This window comes from Haloferax sp. Atlit-12N, from assembly GCF_003383095.1.
GTDB lineage: Archaea > Halobacteriota > Halobacteria > Halobacteriales > Haloferacaceae > Haloferax.
On record NZ_PSYW01000001.1, the window covers coordinates 1,111,664 to 1,136,615 of the forward strand.

Annotated in this window: 32 protein-coding genes and 1 tRNA gene; 13 read left to right on the plus strand and 20 right to left on the minus strand. The window is 63.2% G+C overall.

Going from position 1 to position 24,952, the window contains the following annotated elements; all coding sequences use genetic code 11:
* Positions 1–82: 82 nt before the first annotated feature.
* Positions 83–355: a hypothetical protein gene (locus C5B90_RS20260; RefSeq protein WP_148708197.1), complete on the plus strand. Its 273-nt coding sequence runs from the start codon at positions 83–85 to the stop codon at positions 353–355.
* 611 nt (positions 356–966) lie between these two features.
* Here the strand turns inward: C5B90_RS20260 and C5B90_RS05820 are convergent.
* The 5 genes from C5B90_RS05820 to C5B90_RS05840 all read right to left on the minus strand — a co-directional run bounded on the left by C5B90_RS05820 (position 967) and on the right by C5B90_RS05840 (position 3,641).
* Positions 967–1,458 carry a hypothetical protein gene (locus C5B90_RS05820; protein ID WP_115879817.1) on the minus strand — a complete coding sequence of 164 codons (492 nt, stop codon included), beginning with the start codon at positions 1,456–1,458 and terminating at the stop codon, positions 967–969.
* Positions 1,459–1,713: 255 nt separating this feature from the next.
* Entirely contained in the window at positions 1,714–2,163 is a 450-nt protein-coding gene (locus C5B90_RS05825; RefSeq protein ID WP_115879819.1) for a hypothetical protein, read from the minus strand.
* Positions 2,160–2,798: an ATP-binding protein gene (locus C5B90_RS05830; protein ID WP_115879821.1), complete on the minus strand. Its 639-nt coding sequence runs from the start codon at positions 2,796–2,798 to the stop codon at positions 2,160–2,162. The genes C5B90_RS05825 and C5B90_RS05830 overlap by 4 nt, the downstream gene beginning before the upstream one ends.
* Positions 2,798–3,208: a hypothetical protein gene (locus C5B90_RS05835; protein WP_115879823.1), complete on the minus strand. Its 411-nt coding sequence runs from the start codon at positions 3,206–3,208 to the stop codon at positions 2,798–2,800. Before C5B90_RS05835 ends, C5B90_RS05830 begins: the two co-directional genes overlap by 1 nt.
* Complete coding sequence (locus tag C5B90_RS05840) at positions 3,201–3,641, minus strand: hypothetical protein (protein ID WP_233511903.1); 441 nt, start codon at positions 3,639–3,641, stop codon at positions 3,201–3,203. The genes C5B90_RS05835 and C5B90_RS05840 overlap by 8 nt, the downstream gene beginning before the upstream one ends.
* A gap of 62 nt (positions 3,642–3,703) precedes the next feature.
* Between C5B90_RS05840 and C5B90_RS20505 the strand changes: the two genes are divergently transcribed.
* The 11 genes from C5B90_RS20505 to C5B90_RS20265 all read left to right on the plus strand — a co-directional run bounded on the left by C5B90_RS20505 (position 3,704) and on the right by C5B90_RS20265 (position 7,769).
* Positions 3,704–3,868, plus strand: coding sequence for a hypothetical protein (locus C5B90_RS20505; protein ID WP_158547212.1), 165 nt, complete (start codon positions 3,704–3,706; stop codon positions 3,866–3,868).
* Between the two features lie 101 nt (positions 3,869–3,969).
* Positions 3,970–4,170 carry a hypothetical protein gene (locus tag C5B90_RS05850; protein WP_050458542.1) on the plus strand — a complete coding sequence of 67 codons (201 nt, stop codon included), beginning with the start codon at positions 3,970–3,972 and terminating at the stop codon, positions 4,168–4,170.
* Between the two features lie 2 nt (positions 4,171–4,172).
* Positions 4,173–4,682, plus strand: coding sequence for a hypothetical protein (locus tag C5B90_RS05855; RefSeq protein ID WP_115879827.1), 510 nt, complete (start codon positions 4,173–4,175; stop codon positions 4,680–4,682).
* A gap of 18 nt (positions 4,683–4,700) precedes the next feature.
* Positions 4,701–5,126: a hypothetical protein gene (locus C5B90_RS05860; RefSeq protein ID WP_115879829.1), complete on the plus strand. Its 426-nt coding sequence runs from the start codon at positions 4,701–4,703 to the stop codon at positions 5,124–5,126.
* The gene (locus tag C5B90_RS05865) at positions 5,126–5,470 is read left to right on the plus strand and encodes a hypothetical protein (RefSeq protein WP_115879831.1); all 345 of its coding nucleotides are present in this window, start codon (positions 5,126–5,128) and stop codon (positions 5,468–5,470) included. The genes C5B90_RS05860 and C5B90_RS05865 overlap by 1 nt, the downstream gene beginning before the upstream one ends.
* A complete protein-coding gene (locus C5B90_RS05870) occupies positions 5,467–5,775 on the plus strand; it encodes a hypothetical protein (RefSeq protein ID WP_115879833.1) in 309 nt (102 codons plus the stop codon). Before C5B90_RS05865 ends, C5B90_RS05870 begins: the two co-directional genes overlap by 4 nt.
* Positions 5,775–5,993 (plus strand): hypothetical protein, encoded by a 219-nt coding sequence (locus tag C5B90_RS05875; RefSeq protein ID WP_115879835.1) that lies wholly within the window; start codon positions 5,775–5,777, stop codon positions 5,991–5,993. Before C5B90_RS05870 ends, C5B90_RS05875 begins: the two co-directional genes overlap by 1 nt.
* A 3-nt stretch (positions 5,994–5,996) precedes the next feature.
* Complete coding sequence (locus C5B90_RS05880) at positions 5,997–6,560, plus strand: hypothetical protein (protein ID WP_115879837.1); 564 nt, start codon at positions 5,997–5,999, stop codon at positions 6,558–6,560.
* Positions 6,557–6,997, plus strand: coding sequence for a hypothetical protein (locus C5B90_RS05885; RefSeq protein ID WP_115879839.1), 441 nt, complete (start codon positions 6,557–6,559; stop codon positions 6,995–6,997). Before C5B90_RS05880 ends, C5B90_RS05885 begins: the two co-directional genes overlap by 4 nt.
* Positions 6,990–7,181 (plus strand): hypothetical protein, encoded by a 192-nt coding sequence (locus C5B90_RS05890; protein WP_115880597.1) that lies wholly within the window; start codon positions 6,990–6,992, stop codon positions 7,179–7,181. Before C5B90_RS05885 ends, C5B90_RS05890 begins: the two co-directional genes overlap by 8 nt.
* Positions 7,182–7,316: 135 nt before the next feature.
* On the plus strand, positions 7,317–7,769 hold the full coding sequence (locus C5B90_RS20265; RefSeq protein WP_148708198.1) for a hypothetical protein: 453 nt from the start codon (positions 7,317–7,319) through the stop codon (positions 7,767–7,769).
* A 190-nt stretch (positions 7,770–7,959) separates the two neighbouring features.
* Here C5B90_RS20265 and C5B90_RS05895 read toward each other — a convergent pair whose 3' ends face one another.
* From C5B90_RS05895 to C5B90_RS05930, 8 genes are all read right to left on the minus strand, one after another.
* Positions 7,960–8,625 (minus strand): hypothetical protein, encoded by a 666-nt coding sequence (locus C5B90_RS05895; RefSeq protein ID WP_115879841.1) that lies wholly within the window; start codon positions 8,623–8,625, stop codon positions 7,960–7,962.
* Positions 8,622–8,804 (minus strand): hypothetical protein, encoded by a 183-nt coding sequence (locus C5B90_RS05900; RefSeq protein WP_115804450.1) that lies wholly within the window; start codon positions 8,802–8,804, stop codon positions 8,622–8,624. The genes C5B90_RS05895 and C5B90_RS05900 overlap by 4 nt, the downstream gene beginning before the upstream one ends.
* 308 nt (positions 8,805–9,112) lie before the next feature.
* Positions 9,113–9,184, minus strand: a tRNA-Ala gene (locus tag C5B90_RS05905).
* 252 nt (positions 9,185–9,436) lie between these two features.
* On the minus strand, positions 9,437–9,745 hold the full coding sequence (gene rpsJ / locus C5B90_RS05910) for a 30S ribosomal protein S10 (RefSeq protein WP_004044563.1): 309 nt from the start codon (positions 9,743–9,745) through the stop codon (positions 9,437–9,439).
* 2 nt (positions 9,746–9,747) lie between these two features.
* Positions 9,748–11,013 carry a translation elongation factor EF-1 subunit alpha gene (gene tuf / locus C5B90_RS05915; RefSeq protein ID WP_004044564.1) on the minus strand — a complete coding sequence of 422 codons (1,266 nt, stop codon included), beginning with the start codon at positions 11,011–11,013 and terminating at the stop codon, positions 9,748–9,750.
* Positions 11,014–11,204: 191 nt separating this feature from the next.
* Positions 11,205–12,158 carry a homoserine dehydrogenase gene (locus C5B90_RS05920; protein ID WP_115879843.1) on the minus strand — a complete coding sequence of 318 codons (954 nt, stop codon included), beginning with the start codon at positions 12,156–12,158 and terminating at the stop codon, positions 11,205–11,207.
* A complete protein-coding gene (locus C5B90_RS05925) occupies positions 12,155–12,724 on the minus strand; it encodes an amino acid-binding protein (RefSeq protein WP_004973566.1) in 570 nt (189 codons plus the stop codon). Before C5B90_RS05925 ends, C5B90_RS05920 begins: the two co-directional genes overlap by 4 nt.
* A 339-nt stretch (positions 12,725–13,063) precedes the next feature.
* Positions 13,064–15,247, minus strand: a complete 2,184-nt coding sequence (locus C5B90_RS05930) for an elongation factor EF-2 (protein ID WP_004969064.1) — start codon at positions 15,245–15,247, stop codon at positions 13,064–13,066.
* A 190-nt stretch (positions 15,248–15,437) separates the two neighbouring features.
* Here C5B90_RS05930 and C5B90_RS05935 point away from each other — a divergent pair, with 190 nt between their 5' ends.
* Positions 15,438–16,193, plus strand: coding sequence for a DUF5781 family protein (locus C5B90_RS05935; protein ID WP_115879844.1), 756 nt, complete (start codon positions 15,438–15,440; stop codon positions 16,191–16,193).
* Positions 16,194–16,292: 99 nt separating this feature from the next.
* On the opposite strand, the gene C5B90_RS05940 is transcribed toward C5B90_RS05935, so the two are convergent.
* The 7 genes from C5B90_RS05940 to rpoB form a co-directional block, all read right to left on the minus strand.
* On the minus strand, positions 16,293–16,907 hold the full coding sequence (locus tag C5B90_RS05940; RefSeq protein ID WP_008091508.1) for a 30S ribosomal protein S7: 615 nt from the start codon (positions 16,905–16,907) through the stop codon (positions 16,293–16,295).
* 2 nt (positions 16,908–16,909) lie between these two features.
* Positions 16,910–17,338 (minus strand): 30S ribosomal protein S12, encoded by a 429-nt coding sequence (locus C5B90_RS05945; RefSeq protein ID WP_004044570.1) that lies wholly within the window; start codon positions 17,336–17,338, stop codon positions 16,910–16,912.
* Between the two features lie 225 nt (positions 17,339–17,563).
* Positions 17,564–18,457 carry a mechanosensitive ion channel family protein gene (locus C5B90_RS05950; RefSeq protein WP_115879846.1) on the minus strand — a complete coding sequence of 298 codons (894 nt, stop codon included), beginning with the start codon at positions 18,455–18,457 and terminating at the stop codon, positions 17,564–17,566.
* A 54-nt stretch (positions 18,458–18,511) separates the two neighbouring features.
* Positions 18,512–18,931, minus strand: coding sequence for a NusA-like transcription termination signal-binding factor (locus tag C5B90_RS05955; protein WP_004973575.1), 420 nt, complete (start codon positions 18,929–18,931; stop codon positions 18,512–18,514).
* A 2-nt stretch (positions 18,932–18,933) separates the two neighbouring features.
* Positions 18,934–20,193, minus strand: coding sequence for a DNA-directed RNA polymerase subunit A'' (rpoA2, locus tag C5B90_RS05960; protein ID WP_115879848.1), 1,260 nt, complete (start codon positions 20,191–20,193; stop codon positions 18,934–18,936).
* Positions 20,186–23,110 carry a DNA-directed RNA polymerase subunit A' gene (locus C5B90_RS05965; protein ID WP_115879850.1) on the minus strand — a complete coding sequence of 975 codons (2,925 nt, stop codon included), beginning with the start codon at positions 23,108–23,110 and terminating at the stop codon, positions 20,186–20,188. Before C5B90_RS05965 ends, rpoA2 begins: the two co-directional genes overlap by 8 nt.
* A gap of 12 nt (positions 23,111–23,122) precedes the next feature.
* Positions 23,123–24,952, minus strand: a complete 1,830-nt coding sequence (rpoB, locus tag C5B90_RS05970) for a DNA-directed RNA polymerase subunit B (protein ID WP_115879852.1) — start codon at positions 24,950–24,952, stop codon at positions 23,123–23,125.

Genomic DNA, 24,952 nt, shown 5'->3' on the forward strand with positions numbered 1-24,952 from the left:
ATAGATTAGATCTTCGTGGCTGGCACACTATCCGGAGCGAACCTTAAGCTAGCCAGATCGTGAAGTGGCGCTAAAATGAACGATGTCAAGTAAGGAAGAGACGCTAAAAGAAGGTATAAAAGCAATACTTGCTGGTGGGGTTGCAGGTATTGTAGTGAAAGATACTGATCCGTCGCTCTGGATAGATCTTATAGTAGATTTATTTATTATTGTCATTATACTGTCGCTGTACGTTGCGGTAGAACACGCAGAAGGCATTTTCAATCTTAATTCAGATGACTCAGGTGAAAGTGTGAATCGCGATTTACGGCCGTATCGTGTACTCTCGTCTCGATCTGAAGAAAAACAAGAATAATACTATATCAATCTTCCGTGTTTATTGAGGGTTTCAATAAGATGCTTCAAGTATACTTTTCTACTTACAGAATAATGATTAAATGCTACCAAGAATCGGTAGCAAAAGTGGAATATATATGTTTACTGATATCTCACCGCCATCCACCGGCGTTCTAGTTGCAGGTGCGATGGTTATCTACGGTTTCCCGAGGTGGGCACTTTTCTTCGGAATTGTGTCTCTCGGTCTATGGACTGTAGTACAGTTGTATACTGCAGACTCTAGCGAATAGAGCTGCAGCTTATCTTGATAATTTTTTGAAAGTGGAATATATATGACCAATAACCCAGACTGGTAGTACAGTTGTTTGATAGTGGTTTCTAGGCCACTTCAGCCTGTTTGGTCATGGATGGTTCTTTTCTGGTGATCTCCGGAACCATGTGTAAGTAGCAATTGAACTGACTAATGTCTATCGGAGTTCCTCAACCTCAATAACATTGAAAAATAGTACTATAGGAAATTCTATTCCAAAGCACGAAATGGCCTCGAATACCTCATGACCACTTCTTTCTTTATTTCGCCCTTGTCAACGGCTTACCAGATAGAGTTGAATTTCACTCATCTCCAGAGGACTAAAGCGACAATTGAGAACCGAGAGAGACAAGCTGACTGAGTAGGCTGAACACAGAGATTACTGCTGCAGTCGCAGACACAGTCAACACAATTCGAGAGTTTGCAGTATTTCGCTTGGCATCAATTCGGCCACCTACACGGTCAGCGAGGTCCTGAAGGTGATGAATCATCTGAAGGAAATCTGCTTGGTAGTCTGGTACTGCGTACTGGGTGTCGCGAGGATGATCCCCCTGCTCGTACCTCTCAAATCTGGATAGATGAGACGTGAGCACTGCCTCACGGGCAGTATAAATCTCGTCAAGGAAGTCGGCGTGGGTTGCTTCAAGGCCCCCAAGCGTCCGTGACGCTTCCAGTCCGGTCAAACCGATGGACAGGTTACCAACTCGATTCTCTAATTCGATCAGGTCTGATTCGAGTTTACAGAGGTCGACCATGAACTGCTTAATTCCGTCGTCAACCTGAGCGGGCCGGCCCTCGAAGGTGAGCCGCATCGACGCAAGGGAACGGTGGTAATCCGTCAAGTGGTTACACCTACGGAAATCCGCTCGGTAAGCACCAATAAATCAATCGACAGGAAAATCAGTTAGAGAACCACGACCGAACGATTGCCGCGCAAGCGGGACAGGCGTGGCCACCGTCAGCGGCACCTACTGCACCTGGTGCCGCGGTGATCTCAACGTAGTTGTATCCATCCGGACCGCTTATTTCGTCGCCACAGCGGTCGCAGTAGAGTCTCCTGATTGCCGTCATGCAACTGTGTTCATCGGGAGTTTCTGTTGCTCCTCGAACTCCTCGTGACCCGCTTCGTTCCACCCACCAGCCTCACGCACCCATTTACTCACCGTCGACGGCTTCGCCCGACGAATCCGAATCTCCCCCTTGTCGAAGTCGTAGAGGACGAACGCATACCACGCGACTCCCCGAGCGTCCGCCGCGAGTAGCGACCGAGTCTGGTCGTGTCGAAGTCGAAAGCGGCCATGCGCGGGATACTTCTCACCGATCCGCACGGAAGTTGACTTGACCTCGGTCTTCGCGCCGCTGTTGGGATGGACGCAATCGTACCAGGACGCGTCGTCCGGTCGGTGGTCGAGGCCGTAGACATCGGCGACCAACTCCTCGGCGAGCGTCGCGGTCTCACCGCTCTGCAGTCGCTCTTTCTGGTGCCGCGAGAGGTCGCGCATACGAACGATCTTCATCCGTACACCTCTCGCGTCTCACCGTGATAGACGGCTTGCGGCGGCTCAGTCGGACGGATCACGACGTACTCCCACCGCTCCGAGGGAAGTCCCTCGCCGTCGAGATCCTTCAGGTTGTAGTAACGGATGAAACCCCGGTGGAACGTCGACGGCGGGCCGACCCACACGAGGTATTTGCATTGCTTGACCGGCGGGTAGTAGAAGTCCTGTGGGTCCTGCGAGGCGATAACGACCTTGACGCCCTTGTCTCGGTCCTCGTGGAGCATCGCGGCCAACGTGTTGACCTTCGCGCTGGATTCGCTCTCGGAATCGGGTAGATGCCGATGGGCCTCGTCGACGACGACTTGGACGGGGTAGCCGGTGCGCTCGTGGTAGTCGTGGGCGATGGCGCGTACATGCTCTATCACCTCCATCGCGTCGTCGCACACCCACCGGATGCGCGAGGCAGTCGCCCGACGAGCTTCAGCTGCGGAGTAGACAGTCGTGGCGTCGTCGAGGTCGCGCCCGGAGATGCCACCGGCGTCCGTATCGTCGATCCAGATAGAGAGACCGGGGAACGTGTCGTGCATCTCCCGGAGGAAGGTCGTCTTCCCGGAGCCGGAGTCACCAACGACCGTGACGTGATACCGGTCCATTACCGGCCCTCCGTACTCACCAGCGACGCGAGGTCCGGGTCGATGCCATCGTCCTCGTTGTGACCCGCATCGTCCTCACCGGCCTGCTGCGCCTTCTCGATGTTCTTGCGCATGACGACCAGCGTCTCCAGCGTTCCGACCGTCACGTCGACGATAGCCGGAACGCCGTCAACGTCGATCATCTTCTGGAACCCGCGGACGAGTCGCTTCGGACCGCCGCGGTCCGGGTCCCACGGCGATTCCATCCCGTCGAGCGACTGGTGCGGTTCGGTGGCGAACAGCATCTCCCGCGCGGTCGATGCCGACCCCATCGCTTCCTCTGCAGGAGCGCCCTCTGCCGCGGCGTGAGACGGTGCGACGCCTTCCTCCGGCGTGAGGGATTCACCGGGCGACGGCGGCCCCTCAGCCATTGTAGACCTCCTTGCAGTCGGCGCAGATGTAGTCGTACTCGTGCGCCCACGTGGGGAGCGCCCGGCGGTGTTCGTCGACGATGCCGTACCGGTCGCTTCCGCAGTCGGGGCACTCGGGGTCCTCCGGCTCTCCGCCGTCGGTGGCGATGCCCTCGACTGGGTCAGGGGCATCGAGTGCCGGGTTCCCGCCGTCAGTCACCGCCTCGACCTCGGGTTGAGTGTCCGGCACTTCCGTGTCCGGCGATTCGTCCTGTGTGCCGGACTCAGTCTCTCGGACTGAAACCGGGTCATCGAGCGGTTGAATCATCGTGTCGTGGTCTCGGAGGTAGCATGAGGTCTCGTGATTGTGGATTCCCTGAGCGCGGAAATACAGCCCACAGTGCTCACATTGCTGGTCAGTCGCCGATTGGGGTTCGTAGGTTCCGCCGCTCATGCGACTGCCCCCGCGACGAAATTGAGCGCCGAGGCGATGCTCGCGCCCGCCGAACCAGACAAGTGTACGATACCGCTGAGTACGCCACACTCGCCCGCGACGCCGAGGAGAAAGGCGTTCTTGACGAACGGGCGGGAACTCTCAGAAGCCCGGAGATGGGCAACGAGAGCGCCCAAAACGAGTGTCGGATAGCCAAGCACAGGCATGAGTCGTTCTTATCGACGTGACTATATGAAACATCAACGAGTCTCGACACTCAATTATTGAGCGTTGAGTGCTGTACACTCCACTTTCGGCTTTTGAACACCCGGCCATCGACCCGAATGCAATGCCAAAGGTTGGAGTTCCGTTCCTCGACACGGAAGTTGACACGGACGAACCCGGAGAATCGGCACAGAACCTCGGTCTCGCCACTATCGGCGTGATGATCTTCCTCGCCATCATGGGCGCGGCGACGTGGGCGTACAACAAGCTGAAGGAAACGACTGGCGTCGACCAGGGGACCGGCATCCCGGTGGCAGGTGAGTAAGCATGTCGACGCCGCTCACCTACAACACCGAACTCGCGGAAGCTGGTAACTCGAAGCCGGTCAAGGGCGCGATGCTCAAGCAGACGACGCTCCGCGCGGGCAACGAGATCGTCGTCTACGAGGAGTCGTGTCCCGCCGACAAGTACCTGTTCTGGGGCTTCGGCTACCGGAACAAGCAGGCAGGGAACGCCTCGCACATCTACGCCCAGCTGAAGGCCAGCGGTAACGGAAGCGCCACGGCTGGCGACGCGATCAAGGGCGACCTCATCGCGGTTATCACCGACTCGGAGGGCCGCGACGTGCTCCACCGCTACAACATCGGTGACCTCGAAACCCTCGCCGACGCCGCGGCGGACCCGCGTACTGAGCGACCCATCATGCCGGCGCTCGCGCCCATCGCGCGGGAGGACCAGCGGATTCAGCTTCGCATCGTCGCGGACGAGGAGTCCGACGGTGCCGAGATCGACCCGAGCGCGTCGAGCGCCCGTATCTACCACGGGAAGCTCAACTAACCCGGAGGTCCCTCTTTCATGTCTACCAACTCAGAGCGCAAGAGTAGCCTCCGCTTCGCCGGAAACGTCGGTCCTGACGACGTGGAGACCGAGACGTACGCCCTGCAGAAAGACGCGACAGTCGAAGAAGTCGCCGTTCGGATCTACCAGGGGCCGCGCCTCGATCTCCAGATCGTCCCGTTCGTCGAGCGGGGTGAACCGGGATACAGAGAGCGTATCCCGCTGGTCGAACTTCGCGGGAAGGAGTACGTCGACGGCGATGACGACTACTGGATCTTCCCGACCAGCGAAGCGGTTCACGAGGGCGAACTCCTCGGGGTCGAGGTCCGCAACATCGATGGGTCGAACACCTACGACTACGCCGTCGACATGGTCGTCGACAGAGCCGGAGGTGTGGCCCGCCCGGTCGACTCCTTTCTCGGCCGGCTACGGAGGCTGTTCTGATGGGTGTTGACCAGTTCAGCCAAGAGGTCCGCGGCTCCGGTGGCACCCTCGCCACCAGCACGCAGGGGACCGTCGAGACGGACAACTACGCCCACGGCGACGGCTTCGACTTCGACGGCTCCGCGTACCCCTACACGCTGAATCCAGCCGAGACGATTCAAGAACTCGTCCTGACGAAGACCGGAAACATCGACATGGAGGTCACAACCACCGGGGGTGACACGTTCACTATCCCTCTCGCTGGGAACGTTGGCTCGTTCGACAAGTGGGAGATCGACACCGTGACGTTCCGTGACCCGGACGCGACCGCATCGACGCTCGCTGGAGGGTGGGCTGGCGAATGACCGGCATCGCACCCTCTGCGACCGGCGGTCAGATCGGCGACCCGGTGAACGTCTCGCTCGCCGCGAGTGAGAGCATCAGTCCACCGAGCGGCGAGGTCTGGCGACTCACCATGCTCGGCTTCGATGAGTCGAGTTCGGCGACTGCGACGCTGGACCTGAATGGAGCACCGGTCATCAAGCGAAGCAACACGGGGAGCAACGAGGCAGACGCAACGCTCGTCGAGATATATCTCACGGACAGCGACACGCTCGCGGCCAACGACGCGGTGAGCTCCGTGACGCTGTCCGGCCACACAGTACTCTAATGTACACGAGAACGCACGACTCGGGCGCAGTCATCGAATGGACGCCCAACGACACGGAACTGGCAAAGCAAGCACTATCGGAGACGGACGGAACCGGAGTCACCTCCAAGTCGGAGGTCACCGCGAACGCACCGCTGGAACTCGGGAAGGAAGTCGCCCGCGCCGTCACAGAACGCTACCGTCAGTTGCTGGCGGAAAAGACGAGCGGGGGTGCGTAACCGATGGTGTACGTCGCACCAGACGACTCGCCGAGCGCCGGGGAGACGTACGACCCGCGTGAGGACCTCACCGCGGGCGAACGCCTCGCCAACCAACTCGGCGGTGGTGGCGGTGATGATGACGACGATGACGACGACCGGCAAACCTACTCGGACATCGTCGACGACGAGGATACCAACAACTCCGAGTCGGGGATGCCGGGCGCGGGGACGCCGACCAACGACATCGTCAGTCCTGACCCGAACGAAAACAGCGACGGCGACGAAGTGACGATCAACCCGGACGGTTCCGCCTCGGTCGACACCGACCGGACGAGCCGGACCCTTGACGAGATTCGAGAGAACGTTTCGGATCTCGTCGGTGGAAGCGGATCAGGGTCCGCCGTCGACGAACTCGGAAACGTCGAGGAAGCCATCCGCGACTTCCGTGAGGACCTCGCCGGGATGGGCGAGGTTCAGTCCGGTGCGCAGGGTGGTTTCAACCTCGGAACCCTTGGGGTTACGGCCCTCATCATCGGACTCCTCGCGGCACTCGCGGCCGCTATCGGTGGTGGTGAGTCGCGGTGAGCATCCTCGGTTCCGTCGCTGGCGGCCTCGATCACCTGGCCGGCTCCGTCGACGAATCCATCGGTCGGCAGTTCGACGATGAACCCGGCGGCGGATTCGCCGACGTGGGGCGTACTGGCGAGACGAACGACTCCGAGACGGACACCTACAACAACAGGTATCTCCGCGGAGACTTCGCGCGGTCGCTCTACGACACGGTGACGGACTACGACGGTACGCTGAACGGACAGGAGGATACCGTCGACCTCCTCGGTCCCGGCCTGTGGGGTTCGGAAGGGAGCGCCGTCGACGTGGTTGTCGAACGCGATGGAGAAGAACACGGCACCGCGGAGATGAAGACGAAGCTCTTGCTCGCCTTCCTCGCGGCGCTCGTCGTTCTGTACCTGGTCGCGCCGCTCCTCGAGTTGATCCTCGCGGTCGGTGGTGACGGTGAGTGAACTCACCGACTTGCTCTTGCAGACGACTGACCCAGTCGTCGCGTTGCTCCTGGTCGTCCTCGGCCTGTACGTCCGCGAGGTGAAAGCGTCGCTGCACGAGGATATCCGCGGCGTCCGCTCGCGGATCGGTCGACTGGAGAACGTCTACATCCCTGACGGCGGCGAGGTTATCGACGATGATTGAGGCGCTGACGCAGACAGTTGACCTGCCGCTGTGGTTGGTCCTGACGCTCGCGGGATATCATCGGGTGTTCGCAGTAGCTAAAGAGACAAAACCGAGGTAATAAACGAACTATAAGACAACGTAGATACATTTTAGGTGTACAGTCAGATGCTCGGATCATTAACTACACAGCAATCAACCCTCTTTGTCGCTGCTGCAACGCTATTCGGTGCATTCATCGGCTCTATAACACAATTTGCGATTAAACGACATGAGCAAAGAAACGCAATACAGAGCCTTAGAATTGCTCTAATATCGGAGATCAATGCACTCCCGGATCTCGATAGTGATGCTATGTCTCAGTTAGTCCATTTTGACAAAACTACCGACATACCCGTTTCAAGGGTTTATGAGACAAATACAGACAAAATTGGGAACCTCACTAAGAAAGAAGCGAAAGCAGTCGCTCAATTCTATAGTGGTCTCCTTTCTGCAAAAACGTTGGCTGAGACGGGTGGCAATGTCTCGACTGAGGCGGTAGGGGAGCTATTTGGTAGTCTCGAAGATAACCGACAAGACGTAATTGACGCATTAGAGAGCGAGCTCTAAGAAAGATTCACCAAGAGACTTGTTGGCGGCCTCGAAGCCACCAAGCCCCCAGAAAACCCGCACCGTCGACGCTCCGACGACGCTCCGACCGACGTACCTACGACTAATGAATAGTTGCTTACGAGAGGCTGTACTGCTGTATTCTTAATTATTGAGTTGGTGGTGGCCGGTCCGAGGCGTGTTTCATCGGCTATCGACCCCCGGCAGTCTCGGAGTCACCAACAAGTCGCTTGGCGAGGTCACTCCGACCCACAGAGCGTTCGACCGTCCGAACCAACGATCCGGTGAGTAGTTCGGGATTCACCGTGAGGCGTTTCTCCTCGCCCGACTCGTCGACGTGGAACGCCTCAAAGGACGAGACGAGGTCGGTCCAAGCGTCGTCGACGGACTGCCAGCGGAGGTCGTGCTGCGGCCGAGCCATCGCCTGAACCTCAGAGTTCGACACCGACCCGATCTGATCCGCGCGCTTCCCGCCCGCGTTTCGTGGACCCGCGTTCTTCCCCTTCGCAGTCTGGACGATAACCTCGTCACGAGAGATGCGCATCGCGACCTCTTTCTTCGACGGACCACCGTCCGGGCGTCGACCATCGTCGATCTGTTCGGCCATCGCCAGCGCGTCCTCGGCAAGCTGTTCCGCGCGCTTCCGAGCTTCCCGCTCTTGTTCGAGTTCGTTTTCGAGGCGGTCGAGGCGGTCGACGATCCGGTTAGCCGCGTCGATGGGACCGAGGTCCGTGTTCATCCGCTCTTCGTCGTCCGGGACGGCGAGCGTGTTGAGCAACTTCCGGAACGCGACGACTTCGAGGTGACTAAGATCCGGTCCTGCACCCTGCGACCCCGAGGGTTCGTCCGCGCTCATGCCGATCCTCCGACCTCGGATGCCTTCGAGAACTCCAGTTCCCCGTCAGCGACGGTCGTCGTCTCGTGACCCGTCTCATCCTCGTGCGCGTCCGAGACGAGGTCCGCGGCGAGCCAGTCGCCCGCGCGGACGTGCCAGCCACAGCGGAGGCACTTGGCGTGGACCTTCTCACCGCTCATGGCTCATCGACCTCCTCGACGTAGGCGCGGTGGCCGGACCGATCTGCGTGGAACGCGGCGAGGTTCCGAGCCGTCTGTTCGGACTCGATCGGGTCTGGCATCTCCGCGTCGCAGTCGTGACACTTCGGGCGGTAATTCATGCCGTAATTCCCTCCCGAAAATCGCCCGACGTGAGCGGGGTGGTTGGAGAGTAAGTAGGAACTCTCGATGAAACCGGTGTTTTGTTCAGCCGCTGGTCGGTGAACGTTACAGCGTGAGACCGCAAGAGAAGCGTCTTGCGGGCCTTAGAAACGTTGTGAAAACGTGGATGGACTCGCGGGGATTTGAACCCCGGGCCTCTTCCTTGCGAAGGAAGCGATCTGCCACTGATCTACGAGCCCTCATTCCCACGGAGTCGTGGGATACACTTATACCCTATGTTTTGTCCGCGGTCGGGCATGCGATAGCATCCCGTTCCGTCGGGCGATTCTGCGGGCGTCTGCTCGCGCGTCGAACGGAAGTGAGATGACACGCGCCTTAGCGCTGAAAGTCAGCTCGGAGGCAGAGTCCTCCGGACGCGCGCCTCGACAACCGCGAGTGTGACGGGCGGGCCGTCACGAACGGGCGGTCCGGGAGTCCGGACAGCGCCGTCGTTAGTCTTCGAGGACGATCTCGATGCTGACGTCGTTCGGAACCTGAACGCGCATCAGCTGGCGCAGAGCGCGTTCGTCAGCGTCGAGGTCGATGAGACGCTTGTGGACGCGCATCTCCCAGTGCTCCCACGTCGCCGTCCCCTCGCCGTCAGGCGATTTGCGGGCGGGGACTTCGAGCGTCTTCGTGGGCAGCGGGATCGGCCCGCTGAGGTTGACGCCCGTCTTGTTCGCGATCTCGCGGACGTCGTCGCAGATATCGTCGAGGTCTTCCGGACTCGTGCCGGCGAGCCGAACGCGTGCCTGTTGCATCGTTATCGCTCGTTGACTTCGAGCACTTTGCCGGCCGCGATGGTCTGACCCATGTCACGGACAGCGAAGCTGCCGAGCTCCGGAATCTCGGAGGACGGCTCGATGCTGAGCGGCTTCTGCGGACGGACGGTCACGATGGCGGCGTCGCCGGACTTGATGAAGTCCGGGTTCTCCTCAGCAACCTCGCCCGACGCGGGGTCGAGCTTCTGGTCGATCGACTCGATGGTACACGCGACCTGCGCCGTGTGGGCGTGGAAGACCGGCGTGTAGCCAGCGGTGATGACCGAGGGGTGCTGCATGACGACGACCTGCGCCTTGAAGGTCTCGGCGACCTTCGGCGGGTCGTCAGCCGGGCCACAGACGTCGCCGCGGCGGATGTCGTCCTTGCCGACGCCACGAACGTTGAAACCAACGTTGTCGCCAGGACCGGCCTGGTCGACTTCCTCGTGGTGCATCTCGACGGTCTTGACCTCGCCGCCGACGTCAGAGGGCTGGAAGCTCACGTTGTCGCCGGGGTTGAGGGTACCCGTCTCGATACGGCCAACCGGGACCGTACCGATGCCGGAGATGGTGTAGACGTCCTGGATGGGCAGGCGCAGCGGCGCGTCCGTCGGCGGCTGCGGTGCCGGCAGGTTGTTGAGTGCTTCGAGGAGGATGTCGCCGTCGTACCACGACGTGTTGTCGGAGCGCTCGGCGATGTTGTCGCCCTCGAAGGCCGAAATCGGGACGTAGGTCGCGTCGTCGGAGTTGAAGCGGACCTGCTTGAGGAGCTTGTTGACCTGCTCCTTGACGTCCTTGTACTTGTCTTCGCTGTAGTCGACGACGTCCATCTTGTTGACCGCGATGATGAGTTCGCCGATGCCCAGGGTGCGGGCGAGGAAGACGTGCTCGCGGGTCTGAGGCGCGACACCGTCGTCGGCGGCGACGACGAGGACCGCGTTGTCAGCCTGCGAGGCACCGGTGATCATGTTCTTGACGAAGTCGCGGTGGCCAGGACAGTCGACGATGGTGAAGTAGAACTCGTCCGTGTCGAACTCCTGGTGGGCGATGTCGATGGTGACACCGCGCTCGCGCTCTTCGGCGAGGTTGTCCATGACGTAGGCGAATTCGAATCCGCCCTTGCCCTTCTCCTCGGCTTCCTCTCGGTGCTGCTCGATGACGTGCTCCGGGACGGAGCCGGTCTCGAACAGGAGTCGGCCGACGAGCGTACTCTTACCGTGGTCGACGTGGCCGATGATGGCCAGATTCTGGTGGGGTTTGTCGCTCATTGGTGTGTTCACGCGCTAAGGCGCTCTGTGGGGAATGTTTTTGCTGAAACCCCTAAAACGATTTCGATACGCGCTACGGGCCGTCTAACCGCCGTACTGCGATTTGCGGAACCATACCACGGTCGCGGAAATGGAGTGTCCGGTGGATACCGACAGTCGAAAGAAACAGAGGGTACGGGCCGCCTGTGCCGCTATTCGAGGCGTGAAACGTCGGACAGGACGGCGGTCGCCGTCTCCGGACCGCCAGCCCCGCGGCCGCTGATATTCAGTTGGCCCGCGTGTTTGGTCTCCAACTGGACGATGTTCTGCGTGCCCGTGACCGACAGCGCGGAGCCCTGCGGAATCAGCCGCGGGGCGACGCGAACCCCGTTGGCGGTCGCCTCGCCGATGAGGCGGACCGTCCGACCGTCCTCGGCGGCGAGGTCGAGCGCCGTTCCCGGGACGTTACGGATGCCCTCGACGTCGGCGTCGTCGAGCGCGTACTCGCTCTCGCCGTCGGAGAGGACGTTCGCGAGGATGACGAACTTCAGCGCGGCGTCGATGCCGTCCACGTCGAAGGTGGGGTCGGCCTCGGCGACGCCGAGGTCCTGTGCCTCCGCGAGGACATGCTCGTAGTCGAGGCCCTCGGCGGCCATCCGGGAGAGGATGAAGTTCGCCGTCCCGTTCAGCACGCCGCGTGCGGCCGTCACGTGCGGCGCGCCGAGGTCAGAGATGGTCGAGAGGATGGGAATCGCGCCGCCGACAGCGGCCTCGAACTGGACAGTCCCCTCGCTCTCGGCTTCGAGCGCGCGCAGGTCGGCGTACCGTTCCGCGACCGGGCCCTTGTTCGCGAGCACGACGTGACGGTCGTCACCCAGCGCGCGCTCGACGTGCGAGAAGCCGGGTTCGGCGTCGCCGAGCGTCGTCGGCGTCGCCTCCACAAGCACGTCGTAATCGGCGTCGAACACCGCTTCGGGGTCCGCCTCGCCGACCACGCCCTCGCGTTCCTTGCGGTCGTGGACCGCGCTCGGGTCGAGCCCGGCGGGGTCGACCGCGGAGGAAGACGAGTCAGCGAACGCGACGACATCGTGGCCGTAGTCGCCCGCGAGGTCGAGGACCGAACCGCCAACCGCGCCCGCGCCGAGCACGGCGAGTCTGAGGCTCATTGGGACCCCTCCGCGAGCGGCTCGACGACGTGCAGTCCCTTCTCGGCGGCGAGGTCGCGAACGACCGACAGCGTCTCGTCGACGCGGCCGGAGCGGACCGCGAGTCGGAGTCGGGCGCTCGACGCCTCGTCGGTCCCCTCGCGGGCGGACAGCGACAGGTCCTGTAGGGTCGCGTCCGCCGAGGACTCGATGCGGTGGAGCGTGTCCGAGAGATCGGAATCGACGATGTCGCCGACGAGGATGACCATTACCTCCTCGCCGAAGTGCTCCGCGCCGGCGCGAATGACGTTGACGCCGGCCTCGCGGAGCGCCTCGACGATTCGCTCGAAGCGGTCGGGCGGGCATTCGAGGTCGACCTCCACGGGGATGTGCCCCCGGGGAGTCAGGCTCCCGCGCTCGTGGAAGATGGAAAGCAGATTGCCGCCGTTGTCGGAGATGGGTTTGAGCGCGGCCAAAAGCTGTCCGGGCTCGTCGACGAGCTCGAGCCGAATCGTGTGCGGTTTCGGCATCTCGCCGCTCCCGTCGGTCTCGGCGTCGCTCCCGCCGTCGAGGTCCTGTGCGCTCATCGCCCCACCCCCGTGGGCCGTCCCGACGCTGTTGTCCGCGACGCGCGGTTCGGTCGTGGTTTCGCGTCGTCGCGCCAGGAGTCGAGAGACGTACCCTTACGCATACGTATCCGTGATTCGGCCACGTGGTATAAGCCTTCGCAGCCGACACGGTTTGCCGACGTCGAGAGCGTGCTGGCATGTGTCACGGGGGGTCGACCGCGACAGAGCGCTCGGATACCGTCTCGGTCACCGGAGGACGACGCGGGAAGGCCGTCGGACGCGGCACGGCGACGGGCCGACGGACCGGGGCCATCGCTGCCCGGGTGAAAAAACGAAAGAAGGCGCGAAGGCTCGCGCTTAGATGTAGTCGATAGCCTGCGAGAGCTCGAGCTTCATGCCCTTGCGCTCGCGGATCTCCATGATCTTCTCGCGCTGGAGGTTGTCCGAGAGCACGCGGAAGCCGGCGTTCTCCGTGTTCCAGGAGGCGCGACCTTCCGTGGCCGAACGGATGTCCGACGAGAAGCCGATCATCTCTTCGACGGGCGCGATGCCCTCGATGACCATGAGGTCACCTTCCTGGTACATGTCGTCGACGCGGCCGCGGCGACCCTGAATCTCGCCGGAGGCCGAGCCCATGTATTCGGAGGCGACGTCGATGCGGACGTTCTGGATGGGTTCGAGGAGCTTCACCTGACCCGCGATGAGCGAGCGGTGGACCGCGTCACGCGTCGCAGGGATGACCTGGGCGGGACCGCGGTGGATGGTGTCCTCGTGGAGGCGCGCGTCGTGGAGGCGCAGGAGCGTTCCCTGAACGGGCTCCGCGGCGAGCGGACCGTCGTCGAGCGCCTCTTCGAGACCCTCGATGACGAGTTCCATCGTCTCGTTGAGGTGCTGGATACCCTTCGTGTCGTCGATGAGGATGTTCGTCCCGTGGATGTGTTCGACGTTCTGGGACGTGTCCTTGTCCATGCCGGCTTCCTGGAGGGCCTCGCGGCGCTCCAGTTCGGGCATGTCCATCGAGATTTCGCCGAGCTTGATGGAGTCGACGATGTCCTGCGAGAGGGGTTCCGCCGTGATGTAGAACTTGTTGTGGCGGTTCGGGGAGACGCCCTCGACCTCGTGGGACTTGCCCTGGACCTGCTCGCGGTAGACGACAATCGGCTCACCGGTGCGGACCGGGATGCCCTGGTTGTCGCGGATACGCTGGGTGATGACTTCGAGGTGGAGCTCGCCCTGACCGGAGATGAGGTGCTCGCCCGTGTCCTCGTTAATCTCGATGCGGATGGTCGGGTCTTCCTTCGCGACCTGCTGGAGCGTCTGGATGAGCTTCGGCAGGTCGTCCATGCGCTCTGCCTCGACGGACTTCGTGATGACAGGCTCGGAGATGTGTTCGATGGACTCGAACGGCGTCATCTCGACGGAGGAGACGGTAGAACCGGCGATGGCGTCACGGAGACCCGTGACGGCCGCGATGTTCCCTGCGGGGACACCGCGGTCGAGTTCCTCGCGCTCGCCGCCCATGAAGACACCGACGGACTGGACGCGGTTCTTGCCCGCGGTCCCGGAGACGTAGAGCTCCTGACCCTTGCGGATGGTGCCGGAGAAGAGGCGACCCGTCGCGATTTCGCCCGCGTGGGGGTCCATCGAGATGTCGGTCGCCATGAAGACGACTTCGCCTTCGTCGTCGACTTCGCGCATCTGGCGCGCGAGGTCGGACTCGGAGTCACCGCGCCAGACCGTCGGGATACGACGGGGCTGGGCGTCGAGGGGGTCGGGGAAGTGCTCCGCGACCATGTCGAGGACGACGTCCGAAAGCGGCGTGCGCTCGTGGAGTTCCTGGCGGTCGCCACCGCGCTCGAGTTCCATGATGTCGCCGAAGGAGATACCGGTCTCCTCCATCGACGGCATGGAGACACCCCACTTGTAGAGGGCGGACCCGAAGGCGACGGTCCCGTCTTCGACGGAGACCGTCCAGTCGTAGTCCTTCTCCTCGGTCATCCCGCGGATGAGCTCGTTGACGTCGGAAATGACGTCGACGAGGCGCTTCTGCATCTCCTCGGGACCTTCCTGCAGCTCGTTGATGAGGCGGTCAACCTTGTTGATGAAAAGCGCCGGCTTGACGCCCTCGCGGAGCGCCTGACGCAGGACCGTCTCGGTCTGCGGCATGGCACCCTCGACGGCGTCGACGACGACGAGCGCACCGTCGACGGCGCGCATCGCGCGCGTCACGTCGCCACCGAAGTCGACGTGGCCCGGCGTGTCGATGAGGTTGATGAGGTGGTTCTCGCCTTCCCATTCGTGGGTCATCGAGACGTTTGCGGCGTCGATGGTGATGCCGCGTTCCTGTTCGTCTTCCTTCGTGTCCATCGCGAGCTGCTGGCCGGCAGTCTCGTCAGAGATCATGCCTGCACCTGCGAGGAGGTTGTCGGAGAGGGTCGTCTTACCGTGGTCGACGTGAGCGGCGATGGCGATGTTCCGGATCTGCTCCGGCTTGTCCATCAGTTTCTCACATTCCTGGACGATCTTCTTTCGTCGGCCCATTATACAGGGGTCTACCGGCAGGAGGGTCAAAAGAGTAGTGTTTTTGCCGAGCGGATTCCCCATTTTCAGCCGTCCTACCGCCGGGGTATGAGCATTTTTGTCACGATAGGCGAGACTGTCCGCCGGACGCGAATCTCGTCGCCGCCCTCGGCGCAAGAGTCATGTTGGTTGATAACATTCCTCAAGATGAATGGACCTCCGAGTCGTCGGGGGCGCACCGGCAGACCCGTTCTTGAGCGCCGCCGACCTGTTCGAAACCGAGTTCGAGCTTTCGTACCCCGTGTTCGTGCACGTGCGCGACGACCCCGATTCCCGCACGTGGGCCGGTCACTATCAGGATCACCACGTCCTCAACATCTCCCGACAGGCCGCCACCAGCGCGATGGCCCGCGAACTCGCGCTCCACGAGCTATCGCACATGGCCCGAAACGAGGAGGGCCACGTCTCGCACTACCAGTCCACCCGCGAGGCGGTCTTTCTCGCGCTCGCGGGTCGAACCGTCGAGCGCCGGAAGCTCGCGCACTGCTATCAAATCGCTAACCACTGCAAGGATATCTATGCCGACGACCTGACGCTGTCTGTCGCGCCCGCGGACAAGCTCGTCCAGTTCCTCGAATCGCAACTGGCGGCGGCGCTCGCCGACCGGCCGCAGGCGTCGGGACGGCCGGGCTCCCGACTCGTCACCGCCGGCTCGGACCCGGAAATCACGGCCGTGAACGCCGCATTCGCCCTCGCACTCGTGGAGCGACACGACCTCGTCGAGTCAGACCACCGGCTGTACGACCTCGCGCACGCCGCGGGCGACGACGCGCCGTCGGTGTCGCTCGACACGTTCAAAGAACAGTTCCGGACGCTCGCCGACGACCCCTCGAAAAGCGAGTACCGCCGGACGCTCGTCGACGTGGTGAAACATTACGTCGTCAACCCGGGGATGGCCGCCGACTGAGCGCCGCGCGCCGGCCGGGAGCGCGCGGGCGAACGGGCCGCGAGCCCGGCGTGCGGCATCGCCACTCGCCGCGATGAAAAACGAAAGAGAGTGGAGAGATTACCGGGCCGCTTCGGCGACGCGCTCTTTCTCCTCTTTCTGGGAGATAGCGTACGTCTGAACGTCGTAGTCGGCCGCGCCGACGAGCTGCTGTGCGAGGGCCTCGGCGGCGGTGGTCGTGGTCTTGTAGGAGCCGCTGAGCGTGCCCTGTGCGATGAACTTCAGCGCCTCGTCGACGCGGCGCTGCGGGGCGACGTCGACGGCCTGCGGGACCGAGATACCGCCGTACTTGAGGCGGACGGTCTCCTCGCGGGGGCCGGCGTTCTCGACCGCACGGATGAGCACCTGCACGGGGTTCTCCTCGGTGCGCTCGTTGACGATTTCGAACGCTTCCTTGACGATTTTGCTCGTCTTCTGCTTGTGTCCCGTGTTGTCCTCGGTCTGCATCAGGCGGTTGATGAGCCGCTCGACGATGCTGATTTCGGACTTCTGGAACTGCTTCGAGGCGTGACGACCCATCGTGTGGGCGATGGGGGTCGCCTTGATGTACCGGCTCATGCTGGGGTCGGTGTACTCCATCTCGGAGACGTCCCAGACGCCGAACAGAAGCGCGTTCTCTTTCGCTTCTTCACTACTCGCGGGGGACTCAGGCTCGGGTGCGTCGCTTTCCGACATGGTTAGCGCACCGGCTTTTCAGCGTTCCCACGGACGAGTTCGATCATCGAGACGCCGTTGACCTTCTCGACCTTGTAGTTGACACCCGAAAGGTCACCCATCGCGCGACCCTTCGCGCCGCCGATACCGGCGATGGTGACTTCGTCGTGTTCGTCGATGAACGAAATCGCGCCGTCACCGGGACAGAAGGCGGTGACCTGCTTTCCGTTCTTGATGAGCTGAACACGGACGCATTTCCGAATCGCCGAGTTCGGCTGCTTTGCTTCGATACCGACCTTCTCGAGGACGATGCCACGACCCTGCGGGGCACCCTCGAGCGGGTCGGACTTCTTGCCGAGACCGCGCTCACGGCGCGCGTACTCAGAGTCGGACCAGCGGCGCTTCTGCCGGTCCTGCTTGAGCTTGCGCGCGGCGTATTTGCCGTTCGCCATAGTGAACAACAGTTCCAGATGGAGCTACTTAAGCCTCCCTTTTCGAATCCGACGAGACGGCTTCAGGAGCGATTAGCGACCCCTAAGGAGGAATCTGAGGTCGTTTCTCCGATTCGAACGACGCCCCCTCCGCGGCGAAGAGGGACTAAACCGCCCGGAGATTGTGTCGTTTCGGCCATCCGTGCGAACGACACGCACGCGGGGTGACACGCCCGTCTCCCCGGGTCACTCGCCGCCGCGCTCGCCGACGAGGTCCACGTCGAGGCGGCCACTGACTTCGCGGCCCGACGCCGGACCGAGTGTCAGCCCCTCCTCGTCGAATCGTCGCTTGACGCGCCGTCGGTACTGCGAGCGAACGTCGACGAGGCTCACGTCCATCGGCGAGGCGACCCAGAACTCCGCCTGCAGGCCGATCGAACTCCCTGCGAACTCGACGATGCGTGCGGTCGGCTCCGGGTCGTCGAGCACGCGGTCGTCCTCCCGCGCCGTCTCGACGAGTTCGCGGAGCGCCAACTCCGCGTCGTCGGTGTACGCGATATCGACGCGCTCGGTGATTCGGTACCGCTCTCGGCCGTACGGGCGGGTGAGCGCGTTCGTCGTGAGTTCCGTGTTCGGCACGGAGATGGTCTCGTTGTTCACCGTCCGCACGCGCGTGACCCGGAAGTCGACCGCCTCGACGACTCCCTCGCCGCCGGGCCACGATATCCAGTCGCCGACGTTGAAGTCCGGGTCGGCCACGAGAAAGAGACCGCTGATGAGCGCGCCGATGACCTCCTGTCCGGCGACGCCGACGACGAGCGTCAGCGCCGCGACGATGAGCGCGGTGTCGGTCAGCACCGACGCGTAGCCCGCGCCGACGACGCCAGCGAGCGTCGCCAGCGCGATGACGAACGCGTGCGCGTAGGTCTCCGTCGCCGACTCCAGCGTCGGGTTGTTCCGGTTGCGGGCGCTGACGAGCCTCGTCACGCCGGGGACCAACAGGAGCCGCCCGGCGAGATAGACCACGACCGCCGCGGCGGCGAATCCCGCGGTCGCGCTCGCGAGTTCCTCGTACTCCGAAAACTGCGTCGGGTCGAGTTGTCCGACCGCGACTCCGACAGACTGTCGTATCGGCGACATGCGTAGCTCGCGGGTCGGTGGAGACAAAAACGTGTGGTCGAGTCGACCGCCGCCCTACGTCAACTGGATGTCGTCGATGTCGTAGTGACGACGCGCCAGTTCGCGCGCGGTGTCGATGGTCTTCCCGCTCGCGCCGATGGCGACGCCGCGGTCGGCTTCGGCGACCTCGACGTACGCGACGGTGTCGTTCTGCCGCGAGAGAGTCACGTGTCGGACGGCCGCCGGCGCGAGCGCGCTCGCAACGAACGCCTCCGGCGTGTCGGCGTCCTCGACCAGTTCGACCGACCGACCGAGTTGTCGCTCGACCGACTGGACGGTCCGCCCGCCGGGGCCGATAGCCGTCGCCATGTCGCCCGCGGCGACGAGGAAGACGACCCGGTCTTCGAACACGAGGCAGTCGTGGGCGGTCGCCTCCGTCTCCTCCTCGAAGAGGGCGATGAAGCGGCGGGCCGTATCCGACAGCGTAACTTTCATCGTCAGTCGTCAGACGGTTCGGGTGCCGCGTTGGCGTCCGCGTCTTCGACGTCGAGCGAACCCATGCGGAGGTCCACGTCGCCGGTGCCGATAGCGATCGGCTTGCCGACGATGACGTTCTCGATGACGCCGTCGAGGTCGTCTTCCTCGCCGTGGATGGCGGCGTCGAGCAGGTGGTTGACCGTGACCTCGAACGCGGCGCGGGCGAGGACGGAGTCCTTCGACCCGGAGATTCCGTGGCGACCGATGGACTCGATGGTCCCGTCGTTCGTCATGATGTCCGCGACGAGCATCAGGTGGCGGATGTTCACGTCGTCGAGACCCTGCTCGCGCAGCGTGTTCATCGTCTCGTCGATGATGGCCTCGCGGGCGGCCTCGATGCCGAGTTGCTTGTGCACCTCGTGGATGTTGTTCGAGGTGGTCCGGGAGGCGTCGACGCCCTCGATGGCGAGCGCGTCACCGAACGCCGAACCCTCGGTGTAGAGGACGAACTCCTCTTCGTCGGTGTCCTCGTTGTTCTCCTTGCGGATGACGACGCGGGAGACCTCCTCGATGCCCTTGAACACGATGTCGCGCAGTTCCTCGACGAGTTGGAGGAGCCGGCGGTAGCTCGGGCTCTCGGGGCCGAACTCGATGAGCGTCCCCTCGCGGCGGGTCTTGATGCCCAGCGCGTCCTCGATGGTCTCGGCGATTTCGCTCGCGACGACGCCCTCGTCGTCGTACGTCGGCCAGCGCTCGAGGAGCGTTTCGTCGTTGAGGTCGATCTGGACGACCATGTCGGCGACGTTCGTCGAGATGTCACCGAGCGCCAGAATCTTCGTGGACTCGATGTTCCAGACGACCTGGTGGGCGAGTTCGCGGTTGTTCGCGTACTCGTCTTCGAGGTACACCGTCATCATCGGCGTGTCGGGGGTCTTCCGCGCGTCCACCAGTTCGATGAGGCGCGGCAGTCCCTGCGTGACGTCGATTTCGGCGACGCCCGCGTAGTGGAACGTGTTCATCGTCATCTGCGTCCCCGGCTCACCGATGGACTGCGCCGAGACCGTCCCGACGGGGTCGAGCGGGTCGACGCGGGTGTCGAGGTAGCGCGCCTCGACGGCCTGCGCGATTTCGCCGGCCTGGTCGAGCGTGACGCCCTCGCGCTCTTCGATGGTCTGGTAGATGCGGTCCTTCAGGCGTCGAGACAGCTCTTTGGACTCGACGATGTCGACGATATCGTCGTCGACGAACTCGTAGTCGGCGGTTGCGTCGTGTTCAGTCATCGGATTCGACCCCCGCACGGGCGTCGACACGCGGTTCGGCGTGCTCGGAGAGGTTGGTCGGCGGTTCGCGCTCGCCGAGGAAGCGTTCCTTCTCCTCGTTGGAGCTGAACTCCGAGGTGAGGATGCGGTCGGCGATGTTCTCGACGTCGATGGGCGTCTCGTCGTCGGACGAGACCTTCACCGGGCTCGTGCCGTCTTCGCCGAACTCGAACTGGACGATGGTCCCCGACGTGTCGCGGACGGAGCCGTCGTACTGCGCTTCGAGTTCGGAGAGGGCGTTGATGAGCCGACGCTGCAGGTACCCGGACTTCGAGGTCCGGACTGCCGTGTCGACCAGCCCTTCGCGGCCACCCATCGCGTGGAAGAAGAACTCACGCGGCGTGAGGCCGGCGCGGTAGGAGTTCTCGACGAAGCCGTGGGCCTCGGCCGAGAGGTCGCCTTTCTGGTAGTGGCTCAGGGTGCGACCCTCGTAGCCGCGGTTGATGCGCTCGCCCCGAACTGCCTGCTGACCGACACAGCCGGCCATCTGGGTCAGGTTGAGCATGGACGCACGCGCGCCGGACTTCGACATCACGACCGCGGGGTTGTCCTCCTCGAAGTGGTCCTCCGCGATTTCACCGGCGGAGTCACGCGCCTTGCCGAGGCGCTGCATAATCTTCATCTCCAGCGTCTCGTCGACGGAGCGGCCCGGCAGGGACTCGAGTTCGCCCGCCTCGTAGATTTCGATGAGTTCCTGAATCTTGTCGTAGGCGGCGTCGATGGCCTCGTCGACCTGCGCCGTCGCCTCGTCCGGGATGGACTCGTCGTCGATACCGATGGAGAGTCCGAAGTGCATGATTGCGCGCATTGCGAGCGACGCAATCTCGTTGATGAAGATGCGCGAGCGCGTCTTCGAGTAGTCCTTCGCGAGGGCGTCGACGATTTCGCCGCCGAACGCGCCGACGGCGTCCTCGTCGATGGTACCCTGCGTGAGTTGGCCGTCCTCGATGGTGACCGTGTCGCCGACCTTCGAGGTGAACTCCATGTTCAGGTCGTCCGGCAGGAGTTCGGAGAAGATCTGCTGGCCGGTCCAGTAGGGCTGGCCGTCCTCGTTCTCGCCCGCGGGTTCGGGGAGCGTGTCCACGCGCGTCGCGCGGAGCAGGTCGAGCGCCTGCGTCTCGACGAACTCGGGGTTGTCGTGGGTGAGCAGGTAGGTGCCCGAAATGTGGTCCTGAATCGCGCCGATGATGTTCTCACCGAAGCGCGGCGAGAGAATCTGCTCTTGGACGCGCATGAGGACGCGCGCCTCGGCACGGGCCTCCTCGTTCTGGAGGGCGTGCATGTTCATCTCGTCGCCGTCGAAGTCGGCGTTGTACGGCGGACAGACGACGGTGTTCAGGCGGAACGTCTTGTACGGCATCACGACGACTTCGTGCGCCATGATGGACATCCGGTGCAGCGACGGCTGTCGGTTGAAGATGACGATGTCGCCGTCGACGAGGTGGCGGTTGACCTCCCAGCCGAGTTCGACTTTCTCTGCGAGTTCCTCGCAGTTCTTTTCTGTCACCTTCAGGCGACGGCCGTCCGGGCGGCGGACGTAGTTCGCGCCGGGGTGGCTCTCGGGTCCGTTACGGACGTACTGGCGAGCCTCGTCGATGTTGCGCTCGGTGACGTTCATCGTCTGGGTCATCTCGGACGCGACGCGGTCCGGGACGCCGACCTCGTTGAGCGAGAGCGTCGGGTCCGGCGAGATGACGGTACGCGCCGAGAAGTTGACGCGCTTGCCGGACAGGGAGCCGCGGAAGCGACCTTCCTTGCCCTTCAGGCGCTGGCTGAGCGTCTTCAGCGGGCGGCCGGAGCGGTGGCGCGCCGGCGGCGTGCCCGAAATCTCGTTGTCGATGAACGTGGTGACGTGGTACTGGAGCAGTTCCCACAGGTCCTCGATAATCAGCTGCGGGGCACCCGCCTCGCGGTTCTCCATGAACCGCTGGTTGATGCGGATGATGTCCACGAGCTTGTGGGTCAGGTCGTCCTCGGAGCGCTGGCCGTTGTCCAGCGTGATGGAGGGACGCGCCGTGACCGGCGGGACGGGGAGGACGGTCAGAATCATCCACTCGGGGCGCGACCGGTCGGGGTCGATGCCGAGCGTGATGAGGTCCTCGTCCGGGATGTCCTCGAACCAGTCGCGGATGTCCGAGGGCATCAGCTTGTTCATGTCCTCTTCGGTGAGGTCGAGGTCGAGCGCCTTTTCGAGCGCCTTGCGGTCGTCGCCGACCGGGCGGAACTCGCCGGCGAGCACCTGATTGACGCGCTCGGCGTCGAGACCGGTCTCGTTGGCGAGGGTAACGGGGTCGACGCCCTCGTCGTCCTCGTCGTCGGGGTCCGGCTGCATCGCTTCGGCGATGCGCTCGGAGTAGTCCCCGGCGAGCACGTTCTGGACCTCGTAGTAGGTCGTCGGCTTCTCGTGTTTGATGTCGTGCTGCGGCGCGCTACAGTGGGGACAGCGGTGGGCCTTGCGGGCCTGTCGGACCGCCGACTTCATCACGTCGCTCCAGTCGTCGCCGAGTTCCTTCGTGCGACCGAGCTTGTCGCGGTACTCGTCTGCTTCCTCCTGGGTGAGCGAGAGGCGACCGCACTCGCGGCACGTCGAGCGGAGCAGGCGGCGGATGAGCTTCGTGAAGCCGACGTGGATGACGGGCGCGGCCAGTTCGATGTGGCCGAAGTGCCCGTTACACGACCCGGAGTGCTGGCCGCAGGTGCGGCACTGCAGCCCGGGGTCGATGACGCCCAGCCGCGGGTCCATGAGACCCATGTCGATTGGGTAGCCGTCGTCGTCGTAGGTGTCCGCGGTGATGACCTTCGTCGCGGACATGTCTCGGTACGTCTCCGGGTCCATCAACCCGAACTGGATGCTGCCGATTTCTTTGGGTGTCTGCATTGACATGAGTGGTTAGACCGCGTCCTTCAGTTCGATTCGCGGCCGGACGCCGAGCGCGACCATCTCGTCGAGGAGCAGCTTGAACGCGTAGCTGATCTCGATTTCGTGGATGTTGTCCTCGTCGCCGGTGACCGGGTCGTAGATGCGGCGCTGGTCGCGGTCCTCGACGGCGACCATGCCGGTGTCGGCGGAGATGTAGACCTTCTCCTTGTCGGAGGAGTCGAGCAGGCGCTCCTGAAGCACCATCGCGGCACCGTGTCCGATGACGGTGTCGCGCTCCATCTCCCCGAGACGGAGGCCACCCTCGCGGGCGCGACCTTCCGTCGGCTGGCGGGTGAGAACCTGCACGGGACCGCGCGAGCGGGCGTGCAGCTTGTTGCTCACCATGTGGTACAGCTTGTGGTAGAAGATGATGCCGACGAAGATTTCGGCCTCGATCTTCTCGCCGGTGACGCCGGAGTACATGACCTCCTTGCCGGAGGACATGAACCCGCGCTCTTCGAGCGCCGAGCGGAGTTCCTCTTCGTTTTCGCCCTGGAAGGCGGTGCCGTCGACGCGGCGGCCTTCGAGCGCTCCGACCTTACCGCCGAGCATCTCCAGCACGTGGCCGACCGTCATGCGCGACGGCAGGGCGTGCGGGTTGAGCACGAGGTCGGGAACGACGCCGTCGGCAGTGAAGGGCATGTCCTCCTGGGGTGCCAGGTGGCCCACGACGCCCTTCTGTCCGTGACGGGACGCGAACTTGTCGCCGAGTTCCGGAACGCGCTGGTCGCGGACGGACACCTTGGCGAGTTTCGAGCCGTCTTCGCCCTCCATGAGCGTGACCGTGTCCACGACGCCGGACTCGCCCGAGCGCATCGTGACGGAGGTCTCGCGGCGCTTCTGCGGCGAGAGCCCTGCCATGTCGTCGGGTTCCTCGAGGAACCGCGGCGGCGAGGTCTTGCCGAGCAGCACGGAGTTCTCGTCGACGACCGTCTCGGGGTTGACGAGGCCGTCCTCGTCGAGGTGCGAGTACGCGTCTTCACCGCGCGCGCCGCGCACGTCCTGCGACGGAATCTCGAAGCGGTCTTCCTGACCGCCGGGGTAGCGGCGCTCTTCGCCCTCGTAGGTGCGGAAGAAGTGCGAGCGGGCGAGGGCGCGTTCGACGGAGCCCTTGTTCATGACGAGCGCGTCCTCGATGTTGAAGCCCTCGTAGGACATGACGGCCACGACGAAGTTCTGGGCCGCGGGTCGCTCGTCGAACCCGATCTGCTCCGTGGTCTGCGTTTTGACCATCGAGAGCTGCGGGTAGTGCATGAGGTGCTGACGGGTGTCCGGGCGGATGCGGTAGTTCGCCGCGGGCAGCCCGAGGGACTGCTTCATCATCCCTGCACCCATCGTAATGCGGGGCGAGGCGTTGTGTTCCGGGTACGGAATCATCCCGGCACCGATACCGAAGATGAGCTGTGGATCGATTTCGAGGTGCGTGTGGTCCTCGTTGAGTTCGTCCTCGTCGACCGCGACGTAGATGTCCTCTTCCTCCTCGGCGTCGATGAACTCGACGAGCCCGCGCTCGACGAGGTCGTCGAAGTCGAGTTCGTTGTTGTCGAGCGCCTCGACGTGGTCGTCGTCGAGGAGCGGCTCACCGCCTTCGACGACGATGAGCGGACGGCGGGCGCGGCCCGCGTCGGCGTTGATGATGACTTCGCGGGTGCGCTCTTTGACGGAGACGTTCACCATCTGGCTCACGTCACCGCGGCGGCGCGCTTCTCGGATCTGTGCCGCGAGTTGGTTGGGGTCCGGGTGGGTCCCGACGAGACTACCGTTGACGTATACTTTCGCTTCTCGCTGTGCCTGAGCCAT

Bases quoted from the DNA above. Each gene is read 5' to 3' on its own strand.
- C5B90_RS05825 (WP_115879819.1), bottom strand. From the start codon at position 2,163: ATGAAGATCGTTCGTATGCGCGACCTCTCGCGGCACCAGAAAGAGCGA.
- C5B90_RS05870 (WP_115879833.1), top strand. From the start codon at position 5,467: ATGACCGGCATCGCACCCTCTGCGACCGGCGGTCAGATCGGCGACCCG.
- C5B90_RS05840 (WP_233511903.1), bottom strand. From the start codon at position 3,641: ATGAGCGGCGGAACCTACGAACCCCAATCGGCGACTGACCAGCAATGT.
- C5B90_RS05850 (WP_050458542.1), top strand. From the start codon at position 3,970: ATGCCAAAGGTTGGAGTTCCGTTCCTCGACACGGAAGTTGACACGGAC.
- C5B90_RS05820 (WP_115879817.1), bottom strand. From the start codon at position 1,458: ATGCGGCTCACCTTCGAGGGCCGGCCCGCTCAGGTTGACGACGGAATT.
- C5B90_RS05880 (WP_115879837.1), top strand. From the start codon at position 5,997: ATGGTGTACGTCGCACCAGACGACTCGCCGAGCGCCGGGGAGACGTAC.
- tuf (WP_004044564.1), bottom strand. From the start codon at position 11,013: ATGAGCGACAAACCCCACCAGAATCTGGCCATCATCGGCCACGTCGAC.
- C5B90_RS05860 (WP_115879829.1), top strand. From the start codon at position 4,701: ATGTCTACCAACTCAGAGCGCAAGAGTAGCCTCCGCTTCGCCGGAAAC.
- rpsJ (WP_004044563.1), bottom strand. From the start codon at position 9,745: ATGCAACAGGCACGCGTTCGGCTCGCCGGCACGAGTCCGGAAGACCTC.
- C5B90_RS05865 (WP_115879831.1), top strand. From the start codon at position 5,126: ATGGGTGTTGACCAGTTCAGCCAAGAGGTCCGCGGCTCCGGTGGCACC.
- C5B90_RS05900 (WP_115804450.1), bottom strand. From the start codon at position 8,804: ATGAGCGGTGAGAAGGTCCACGCCAAGTGCCTCCGCTGTGGCTGGCAC.
- C5B90_RS05920 (WP_115879843.1), bottom strand. From the start codon at position 12,158: ATGAGCCTCAGACTCGCCGTGCTCGGCGCGGGCGCGGTTGGCGGTTCG.
- C5B90_RS05930 (WP_004969064.1), bottom strand. From the start codon at position 15,247: ATGGGCCGACGAAAGAAGATCGTCCAGGAATGTGAGAAACTGATGGAC.
- C5B90_RS05895 (WP_115879841.1), bottom strand. From the start codon at position 8,625: ATGAGCGCGGACGAACCCTCGGGGTCGCAGGGTGCAGGACCGGATCTT.
- C5B90_RS05925 (WP_004973566.1), bottom strand. From the start codon at position 12,724: ATGAGCGCACAGGACCTCGACGGCGGGAGCGACGCCGAGACCGACGGG.
- C5B90_RS05950 (WP_115879846.1), bottom strand. From the start codon at position 18,457: ATGTCGCCGATACGACAGTCTGTCGGAGTCGCGGTCGGACAACTCGAC.
- rpoB (WP_115879852.1), bottom strand. From the start codon at position 24,952: ATGGCTCAGGCACAGCGAGAAGCGAAAGTATACGTCAACGGTAGTCTC.
- C5B90_RS05835 (WP_115879823.1), bottom strand. From the start codon at position 3,208: ATGGCTGAGGGGCCGCCGTCGCCCGGTGAATCCCTCACGCCGGAGGAA.
- C5B90_RS05945 (WP_004044570.1), bottom strand. From the start codon at position 17,338: ATGGCGAACGGCAAATACGCCGCGCGCAAGCTCAAGCAGGACCGGCAG.
- C5B90_RS05965 (WP_115879850.1), bottom strand. From the start codon at position 23,110: ATGCAGACACCCAAAGAAATCGGCAGCATCCAGTTCGGGTTGATGGAC.
- rpoA2 (WP_115879848.1), bottom strand. From the start codon at position 20,193: ATGACTGAACACGACGCAACCGCCGACTACGAGTTCGTCGACGACGAT.
- C5B90_RS20260 (WP_148708197.1), top strand. From the start codon at position 83: ATGTCAAGTAAGGAAGAGACGCTAAAAGAAGGTATAAAAGCAATACTT.
- C5B90_RS05855 (WP_115879827.1), top strand. From the start codon at position 4,173: ATGTCGACGCCGCTCACCTACAACACCGAACTCGCGGAAGCTGGTAAC.
- C5B90_RS05940 (WP_008091508.1), bottom strand. From the start codon at position 16,907: ATGTCGGAAAGCGACGCACCCGAGCCTGAGTCCCCCGCGAGTAGTGAA.
- C5B90_RS05830 (WP_115879821.1), bottom strand. From the start codon at position 2,798: ATGGACCGGTATCACGTCACGGTCGTTGGTGACTCCGGCTCCGGGAAG.
- C5B90_RS05955 (WP_004973575.1), bottom strand. From the start codon at position 18,931: ATGAAAGTTACGCTGTCGGATACGGCCCGCCGCTTCATCGCCCTCTTC.
- C5B90_RS05875 (WP_115879835.1), top strand. From the start codon at position 5,775: ATGTACACGAGAACGCACGACTCGGGCGCAGTCATCGAATGGACGCCC.
- C5B90_RS05935 (WP_115879844.1), top strand. From the start codon at position 15,438: ATGGACCTCCGAGTCGTCGGGGGCGCACCGGCAGACCCGTTCTTGAGC.